A 9,617-nucleotide genomic window follows, 5' to 3' on the forward strand; every position below is an offset into this window, starting at 1 on the left:
TGAAATCAAACAATATATAGACTATTATAATAACGAAAGAATTAAATCAAATCTAAACAAAATGAGCCCGATAAAATATCGAGCTCATTATTGTCAAAATTAATTATAAATTTGTCTAACTTTTTGGGTTCAGTCTAAATTAGCGGCTTTTTTTGTTTAATAAACAAAGGTTTAAATTTCAAACCCAAACGATTCATTTAATTATTTATTCTAATTTTTTGGACTGTTTAAACCTTTGCCGCTTGTGGTTAACATTGATAAAATATACTCTTTTCCATCTATTTTAATGTTTGTTTTTTGGGAGATTTCCAAAATTTGGACTTCTTTTCCGTCATTAGTGGTATTGATTACCTCATATTTTTGATCTTCTGCTTTAAAAATAACAGGTTCAATTGGTGTATTTAAATGAAGTGCTTTACAGATCTCTTTTAATACATTATCATCCAAAGTAAATTCCTTGTTTTTTTGTGTTTTATTTTTAAATTCAGACATTGTTTTTTCGGAAATAGTGCTTTTTACTCCTATGGAAGTGACTTTTATGGTATTGCCGTTTACTAATTCTACATTGGCGTTGGTTAGTAACTGGTCCTTTTCTAAAGGTAAATCGCCTAAATTTTGATTGTTGTGCAAAGCGCCAATTTCTACACCTATACAAAAGAAATATCCTGGACTTCCACAGTCAGTAAATCCAACCTTCGTTGTTATCGTTACTTTTATATGTATTGATTGAATATTGTCACCACTTTTCCCAGGTTCAATATTTTCCATAATATTCCCTTTTATGGAACCATCCCAACCTTTTTTGTCTGTTGGGTTTCCGTCTTGGTCAAAAACTTGAGTCTTCATATCGGGCCTCTTTCTAAGTCTTGTAACTCTTGCTGTTGCAGAAGGTGTTGTAGTGACTGTTTTGTTGATGCAAACCAGTGGGCCAGCAGTTCCATCACAACCAACGGATCCGTTTGCATTGGCATACCAGTTACCAGTACACGTTCTAGTACAACCATTACTAAATTTATAAACTTGTTGTTCTGGTTCACCCGTATCGTCATTTGGGTTTTCAATTATCGCTTTTGAGCCGTTAACTGTCGAGTTTTCAACCTCATTCTTTTTTAAACCATTTTCTTTAATTCCTTTTTCGGCTATATTCTTCCCTTTAATAGTTCCGTCCCAACCTTTTCGCAAGTTGACTAATGTTTCGGAAATTGCTTTTACATCTGCTTCATTCGCTACATTTTCAACTTTATTTCCTTTTACAGTTCCATCCCAACCTTTTCGAATGTTGACTAATGTTTCTGCAATGGTTTTTACATCAGCTTCCTTAGTTGCATTTTCAATTTTATTTCCTTTTATGGAACCATCCCAACCTTTTCGAGCCAAATTGACTAATGTTTCTGCAATAGCTTTTACATCAGCTTCATTAGCAGCATTTACAATATTATTTCCTTTTACAGAACCATCCCAGCCTTTTCGAAAGTTGACCAATGTTTCGGCAATTTGTTTAAGTTCTGCTTCATTTACGACATTTCCAATTTCATTCTTTTTTAAACCACCTTCTCTAATTCCTTTGCGTTGCGTTGCATCATTGGTGGTTTCAACATCATTCTTTTTTAGACCATTTTCTTTAATCCCTTTGCGGCTAGCATTAGTTTCAGTATTATCTTTGGTATTACCTATAATTTTTATAGCCCCATATTCCACTCCATTTATCGACGCTGTGTGAAGCGAATCACTTGCTGGTCCCAACAAAAAATCACCATTTTTATCAGTGTAGCCCGCAACGTAGTCTCCGTTTTCTTTTTGTGTCATTTCGATTAAAATTCCGGCATTACTTACCCCTTTAACCATCTTGATATTGCCTGATAGCGTATTTCCTACAACTATGGGTGTGCCTTCGGCTGTTGTTTCACCCATTCCTTTTATCATCATTGTAGTCACGTTACTATTTATATTGTTAGACGATTTTGGAACTAACATATCTTTTATATTAGAAGATGAAACTACCAATTGTTCAACATCACTCTTTTTTACACCTTGTTCTTTAATTGCTATTTTTTGGGGTCCATCTGAAACTGTTTCCACTTCATTCTTTTTTAAACCATTTTCATTAATTCCTTTTTCGGCTATATTTTTTCCTTTTACAGATCCGTCCCAACCTTTTCTTCCTGTTGGGTTTCCTCCAGTTGCTTTTGTGCCATCTCCATCAACTTGTGACGTTTCAATTTCATTCTTTTTTAAACCACCTTCTTTAATTCCTTTGCCTTGCGTTGCATCATTGGTGGTTTCAACTGCTTTATTCCCTTTTATAGAACCGTCCCAGCCTTTTTTTTCTGAATCGTTCTTTTCTAGGCTCTCCCGCTGTTCAATCTTTTTTAAATCATTTTCTTGAATTCCTTTTCGTTGCGCTTCATTTGAAGTAATATCCGATTTATCATCACAATCACCTCCGCCTTTGTTAAAACGATAGGTAATTCCAAAACCAAAACTCATATAATTTTCTGGTCCTTTGGTGTTTGTTAGTACTTTTGGTGCTGTAGCAATGTTTTTTTGAAATTGGTCGGGAGAAATAGGCGGTGCCAAGTTCACGTTAGTCAAATCTCTGTATTCAGTGGCAAATTCTTTTTGCCCGGTTTGCATCAAATAGTGTGCATTGGCTGTAAGCGCAAAATTTTCGCTAATCCAATAGTCAAAACCGATACTTGGTTTCAAACTAAAGGCATTTTTTTTATAGTCTTGAGGTGCTGTATAACTGGCAATATTTTTTGGCGGCGTGCTTTTATCCGTCACAGAAAATTCTGGCGCTTTGTTTATGGTTAATCCTCCTTTTAATGCGAGTGTAAACGTTAGTTTGTTATGAAAAGGAGTATGTCTCCCCGACTCTTTATTTTGAGAAGGACTCAAAGTTATCGTATATTGTGGTCCAAGCATAAAATAAGTGCTGGTCCAGTCACTTTTAGTAGTTGTGATGGTCAAAAAATCTAGATTTTGCAATGGAGCGGCATAAGCATTAAAATCAAAATTTGGTTTGGTGTTAAACGTTCCTGCGTCAAAACCTATTCCGAAGTGATTCCATTGTAATTCTATACCCAAACTCGGATTAAAACTAAAACTATTTGAAACTCCAGTTGAAGCCGATGTTCCGCCATTGGCATTCAAAGAAACATTCAAACTTGAGCAATTACTTTTTTTAGTATTCCCAACTGTTGGAAATGATGATATTGAGTTATCGCCACCCATAATCTTTCCTTTTAATTTTCCTTCTGTTCTTTCTTGTTGGTTTCCAGGATTTATGGGAACGCATTCCCCGTTTTGCATCGTAAATCCGTCTGGGCAACTTATTTCTGATTTTTGCATTACGGCATCATCCCAACTCAATTTGCCCGAAAGTGTAGCACCACCTTTTGGCACTGTAATTATAATACTATTTTGTTTATCAATTGTAAACCTGTCTCCTTGTGAAGGTTTTATATTAACTCTTATTGCTGAATTGTCTAAAACCATTTCTACTCCAGAACCATCATATTGATAGTTGCTTTTTGGATAATTTGCTTTTACAATTCCATTGATACTCGTTTGCAATTGGTCTTGCGGAAAAGAAAGTTCGTATTCTCCTTCTTCAAGTTGGGTAGAGAAACCACCGCCATTTCCTGTTGGAACAGTAATATATCCACCTCCAGGATTTTTTTTAACCACGATACCAATTCCTATAATTGGTTTAGTATGCGCAAAACTATTCTGCGCAATAAATAGGAAAACGATAAGAATGTTGAAGATTGATTTTGTCTGTTTCATTTGTTTTTACTTAAAGGTTAAGGTTGTATATCAACAGGCATTGATTTATATTGCCTTTACATTTCGGTTTTATTGAAATACCTTACAAATATCAAAATTTACTAAAAACAAAAAATCCCTTAATGTAGGGATAAGTGATTTAAGAATGTAGATTGACGATTTTAGATTTTTTCACTTCAACTGGCAGCATAACAAAATTTTATTTCAGATTTTTGTAATAATAGGCGATGGCTTGTCCTAAAGAAGAAATGTGCAGTTTTTCATAAATGCGTTTGGTGTGGGTGTTAACTGTTGCATAGCTTACTCCCAATTTATCAGCAACCATTTTATAACTTAATCCATCTGCTAAACAGGCTAAAACTTCGTTTTCTTTTGGGCTTAAAGGATTTTTAGCTTTATTTGGTTTAAAATAGTCTAATACTTTTTGCGCAATTGCGGGATTCATAGCGGCGCCACCTTGATTTACTTCTTCTATGGCTTGAAGGATTCGTTGTGGTTTGTCGTTTTTTAGAATATAACCACTTGCTCCGTTTTTGATACAGGTAAAAATTTTATCACTGTCGTCAAAAGCAGTTTGCATAAGCACTTTCACTTCTGGATGATTGGTTTTTATGAGTTTCAACCCTTCAATGCCATCAACTTCAGGCATATTGATATCCATTAAAACTACGTCGGGATAAAAGTTTTCGATTTCGGCAAGTACGTTTTTGCAATTTATGGCTTCTCCAACAAACTTTAGCTCATCGTTGAGCATCAGTAATGCCTTTAAGCTATCTCTGCGTTCGTTGCTGTCATCGTAAATAAAAATTCTAATCGCCATAAAACAAATGTACTAAACAATTTAAGAGCCGTTTGTAACTAAATTAAGGGACAAAAGGAATATTTGCAAAAATAGATGTTCCTAGTTTTGGTATAGAAGTAATTTTAAAATTGCCCTTTAATTCTTCCACTCTTTTTCTCATATTGGCAATGCCGTTACCTGAAGTTTCATTAATTTCAAAACCTATTCCGTTGTCAATAATTTCTATGGAAATGATATTGTTAACCCATCCTAATTTTATATTTAATTGGGATGCTTTGCTATATTTTGCAACATTATTTACCCCTTCTTTTATGATTAAAATAATATTTTTTCTAAGGGTAATGTCTTTAATCAAATTGTCTAAAATCGGATCGGTTTGAATTACATATTTTATGTCAGTGGATCCCAAAATATCATTGACAAAATTCCGAATGCGTGTGCTTATTGTCATAAATTCATCTTTACCGGGTTTCATACTCCAAATAATATCACCTATTTTGTCGGCAAGATTTTGCGATTGTGTTTCTATTTTTTGTAAAACTTTTTTTGCTTCACTCGGATTTTTATTTAAAAGTTGGTTTGCAACGGCACTATTAATTTGCAAACTGCTTAAAGTGGCGCCAATATCATCGTGTAAATCGGCTGTGATTTTATTTCTTTGTTGTTCTAATGCCAATTGCTGCTGAAATGCTATTTTTTGTTGATTGAACTTACGGTGATTAAACCACCAAAACAAAAGTGCCATCATAAATGATATTAATAAAATCCAAAACCATAACTTTTTAAAAAATGGGATGGCTATAAAAAACTTTAGTTCAATTGTTTTAGCACTAATATTATTATTGACATCTATTGCTCTGATAAATAAATTGTTGTCTCCACCTTTTAAAGAAAGATTTATGGTATTTCCATCTAAATCAACCCAATTATTTTTATCATTTAAAGAGTATTGCAAATTTTTAAAATGGCCAGTCAATTCAACTCCAGATAATTGAACGCTGATATTTTTTTCATCGTTTTTTAGATTGTAGCTTTTGGCAATGGAAACTTTCTCGCTATTCACGGTTATTGAAATAATATTTGGGAAAATTTCAAATTTAGAAAATTGAATTTTAGAAGGAATTATAGAAATTCCATTATCGGTAGCGGCATAAATAGTGTCGTTATAAAATGCCAATTCATTTACTACATTGGACGTTAAACCATCTGATTTTGACAGTTTATTAATTGTATAATCTAATTTTTTATTTTCTTCTTTAAAGGCAATAATATAAACTCCGGATTTACTGGCAATCCAAATTTTATTTTGAACGGCAATCATATTCGTTATGTTTTCAGGCAAACCTTCTTCACCCTTAATTTTATAGAGTACTTTATCATTTTTTAAAATTAAAATTTCCCCTTTAATAGTGGCAACCCATAAAAAATTATTTTTACTGTAGGCCAAAACCGAAGGCTTATTGCCTTTTATTTCCTCGTTTAATAAAATTTGCGTGTAAATGTCCTTTTTGTAATTGTATTTATACAATCCTTCAGCACTTACAAAATATACAAAGTCATTATTTTGCTTTACAATATTTAAAACCCTTTTATCGGGACTATTTAATTGCTTGTATTTTTCATTTTGAATATTAAGTTTATACAATCCTCGTGTTGATCCAACTATTGCAATGCTGTCATTAAACAAAATGGCTGTTTTTAAAGAACAATTAGAATTATTTTCAAAAGACAATGTAATGGGTTTGTTATCACTGAAATTAACGCTGTAACCAGCATCATTTATTGATAATGAATTATTATTCGAATAAATTATTTTTCGTATCCAAATACTTTGATTGCCTAAGTTAATTGAAAATTTATCTTGATTTATTCCCTTCAACTTAACAATTTCACCGTGGTAGTTTCCTGCCAAAATCTCACTTTTTGGCGTAACTGCCACACTCAAAAAATTGCTGTTTACAAAATCTTTTGAGGTTAAAACCCTCTTGATTTTTGACAAATTGTAGTATAATAATCCATTATCTAAAGTGCCCAGCCACAAATTATTGTGGCTATCAATAAATGCACAGTTGGTTTGTGTAGTGTTTTCTATTTTAGTTTGCAATTTCAAAGTTTGCAAATCATAAATGTATATTGTGCCGCTATTGGCTATAATACTCAAATTTTTTGCAGAAAACTTATACCATTTATTCGATTCTGGAATTGTTATTGAATCAAGTGTAAATGAAAACGGATTCCGTTTAAAGTTGGAAAACCTATGAATACTATTTCCTGTAAAAAAACTATAATAATTATTGGAATGAAAAATGCGGCTAATTATTTTTGAATTGGATTTTTCAGAAAAGCTATCAATAACTTTCCCTTCATAACTAAAATAGTTCTTATATTCTGTTGATTTCGTTTTCGAGTTAATTTGTTTAGAATGAAAAGAAACCTCTTTAAAATCAATAAATAAATATCCTAATGAGTTAAAGAAATTTATTTTTTGAATTTTTTTATCAATAAAATCAAAGGAACCAATCGCATTATAAAATCTAATTCCTCCATTGGGCAGCACCAAATAATTGAGCAAGGCGCTGCTAATTTTATTTACGTTTTCATTATGCTTCACGGTTACAAATTGATTGTTTATTTCGTCAAAATAAGAAGGTGTTTCATTGTAACAATTAGCCCAAACAGTTCCATTTTTTTCTTTAATTACTTGCAAAACATCGTTGGAAGGTAAACCGTTTTTTACGGTATAATTATAGAAATACTTTCCGTCGAATCGAGAAATTCCGTTATCAGTTGAAATCCATAAAAAACCATTGTCATCCTCAACAATATCATAAATATGATTGCTTGGCAAACCCTCGTTTGTGGAAAAAGCACTTATTTTGTTGTAGGATTGCGCAAAAATATTCGTCCCAATATTTTCGAAAAAAAACTGGAATAACACTAAACAAAAAAATATAGAAGTTATTTTTTTCGAAATTTTAGTCATTTATTAATTTAGATTGCACAGAATTATGAAAGATAATTTAATAAAACTACAAAATTTTATCAAAGGGGGTAAAAATTATTTTTACTAGCTAAAAAAGCGATGCAAAACAATGAAATTTCACTTTTTGTAGTCGCTCAATTTTTATAGGAAAAGCATTTTAAAAATCACTTTTCCAATCTAAAAAAATATTAATTTATCGAATGTTTCCAACAGAATTTTTTGCCGTATCGTGTTTTGTTTTCAATATTCCATTTTCTACCGAAAATCCAATGCGAACTTGTGTCTTTAGAGTATCCTTTAATCCTGAAGTAGCTTTTTCTTCAATTACAAATGTTAATTCAAATTCGCCGTCAGGCAATTCTACAATTGCATCATTTTCATTATCTGGTATTTTTACATCCAATTTTCCTGTTTTTGCGTAAGAAGCTGCAGCCGCACCACCTCCAGCACCACCTGCTAAATTGCCTACACTAGAAACAGCTGCCGAAATAATTGCGCCACCTGGCAACGCGCCACCCAATAAGGAAGCACCTTGTGCTAATGCTCCTCCTGCGGCGTGTAAACCTGCATTCATTTTTTCGCCAAAAGCAACACACTCATTTTTCGACAATTCGATAATGCTTTTGTCTGCAACATTCACTCTGTAGCCTTCATTTGAAGGGAATAAAACAACACAGCCACCTTCAACTAAAGTAACATTTATTGTTACGGAATTTACTTTTTCGCCAAATGTTGCGCCTTGAGTTTGTTTTGGAACTGTAACATTCATCGAAATTCTATTTGGCATTCCACCATTTATGTTGTTGACACTTTTATTTTCAGAATTGACTTTAGCCGTTTTTCCTTTTTCCATTTTGTTAACTTGTGCCTCTACATTTGTTAAACAACATAATGCCAGTGTTGCTACAAAAATTGTTTTTTTAAGATTTTTCATGTCGATTAAATTTAAAGGTTTTTAATTATTTATTAACACGTTTTTTGCTCCATAGTTTTAAGAAACTACTTTTTAGATTGAAATACTTTGTTTTTTTTGTTAAAAATACAAATATTTTCATTTGAATTATTTTTTTAATCAATCATTAAAAAAATAAAACTGGAAAAACCCAATTATAAAAAGATAATATTCCCTTTATGTTGTTGAATAAATTATACAGGCTTATTTTTTATTGATCAAAAATACCCAATTTAATTAGATTTAGATTGTTATTTTTAATTATAGGAAATAGTATTGTTGAGCAAAATTCAGATGAAAATTGTGATAATTATGTTGCAAAACTTACATAAGGCGAATGGGAAATATGGAGTCAAGGTTTGTTTAAATGCATAAAGTGTGTACTTAAATTAACCTTAAGATTTAATATTGGGTAAGGGTTAATTTAGAAAACTTGATTTTAATGGTATTATGTACAAAATAACTGGCCCAATGATGTAAAAAATATAATAATAAATTCAAAAAAATAAAAATAATTTAATAAAATACGTATAATTTGGTCAAATTTGTAATGCATTTTAACCGTTTATTGCGAAAAACATACAATTTATTAATTTGTAATATTTATTGCTTCTTAAGTTGTTTAAAACTAGACAGTTTGCCTATATTTGCAAAAATTTATTTTTTAAATTTAAAATATTAACCTCAAATAATGTTTTTGAACCCCCAAAACACCTCTAAAATAAGTTTCTACAGTTGCGTCATATGGTCAAATATGAACGATCTCGATTTAGTGATTTCTTTTGCCTTTTCTCCTCCTTTTTTAAGCATACAACATGTTGGTGATATTAATTGCATTAATTCGAATTTAATTAATGTAAAAAATAATGCAATAAATTTTGAGAGAGTGGCTTATAGAAGAGGAATAAATACTTGCGGCAATTTTAATTAAAATTTGATAAAAAGAATTGAAATAAACCCGTTGTGCATTTAGACAATGTTAATTTTTAAGTTGTTAATATTTCTCTCAAAAATAAACTTGTTAATGTATTGAATAATTGTCAACGAGGTTAATTTAGAAAGTATTCTTGTTTTAAATCCATCAAATGTTT

Annotated in this window: 5 protein-coding genes and 1 pseudogene; 1 reads left to right on the top strand and 5 read right to left on the bottom strand. The window is 31.5% G+C overall.

Features of this window, described 5'->3' with window-relative positions:
* The first annotated feature begins 4 nt into the window (after positions 1 to 4).
* Entirely contained in the window at positions 5 to 103 is a 99-nt protein-coding gene (locus Q8S45_RS10515; RefSeq protein ID WP_371132950.1) for an IS3 family transposase, read from the top strand.
* Positions 104 to 210: 107 nt separating this feature from the next.
* On the opposite strand, the gene Q8S45_RS10520 is transcribed toward Q8S45_RS10515, so the two are convergent.
* The 5 genes and pseudogenes from Q8S45_RS10520 to Q8S45_RS10540 all read right to left on the bottom strand — a co-directional run.
* On the bottom strand, positions 211 to 3,789 hold the full coding sequence (locus Q8S45_RS10520; protein ID WP_305604476.1) for a hypothetical protein: 3,579 nt from the start codon (positions 3,787 to 3,789) through the stop codon (positions 211 to 213).
* Between the two features lie 199 nt (positions 3,790 to 3,988).
* Positions 3,989 to 4,609, bottom strand: a complete 621-nt coding sequence (locus Q8S45_RS10525; protein WP_305604478.1) for a response regulator transcription factor — start codon at positions 4,607 to 4,609, stop codon at positions 3,989 to 3,991.
* Between the two features lie 43 nt (positions 4,610 to 4,652).
* Positions 4,653 to 7,574, bottom strand: coding sequence for a two-component regulator propeller domain-containing protein (locus Q8S45_RS10530; protein ID WP_305604480.1), 2,922 nt, complete (start codon positions 7,572 to 7,574; stop codon positions 4,653 to 4,655).
* Between the two features lie 193 nt (positions 7,575 to 7,767).
* Positions 7,768 to 8,508 (bottom strand): hypothetical protein, encoded by a 741-nt coding sequence (locus Q8S45_RS10535; protein WP_305604482.1) that lies wholly within the window; start codon positions 8,506 to 8,508, stop codon positions 7,768 to 7,770.
* A gap of 987 nt (positions 8,509 to 9,495) precedes the next feature.
* Positions 9,496 to 9,617: pseudogene (locus Q8S45_RS10540) on the bottom strand (IS982 family transposase); the annotation flags it as partial.

The sequence above is a fragment of the Lutibacter sp. genome (assembly GCF_030692605.1).
GTDB lineage: Bacteria > Bacteroidota > Bacteroidia > Flavobacteriales > Flavobacteriaceae > Lutibacter.

Bases quoted from the DNA above. Each gene is read 5' to 3' on its own strand.
- Q8S45_RS10535 (WP_305604482.1), bottom strand. From the start codon at position 8,508: ATGAAAAATCTTAAAAAAACAATTTTTGTAGCAACACTGGCATTATGT.
- Q8S45_RS10520 (WP_305604476.1), bottom strand. From the start codon at position 3,789: ATGAAACAGACAAAATCAATCTTCAACATTCTTATCGTTTTCCTATTT.
- Q8S45_RS10530 (WP_305604480.1), bottom strand. From the start codon at position 7,574: ATGACTAAAATTTCGAAAAAAATAACTTCTATATTTTTTTGTTTAGTG.
- Q8S45_RS10525 (WP_305604478.1), bottom strand. From the start codon at position 4,609: ATGGCGATTAGAATTTTTATTTACGATGACAGCAACGAACGCAGAGAT.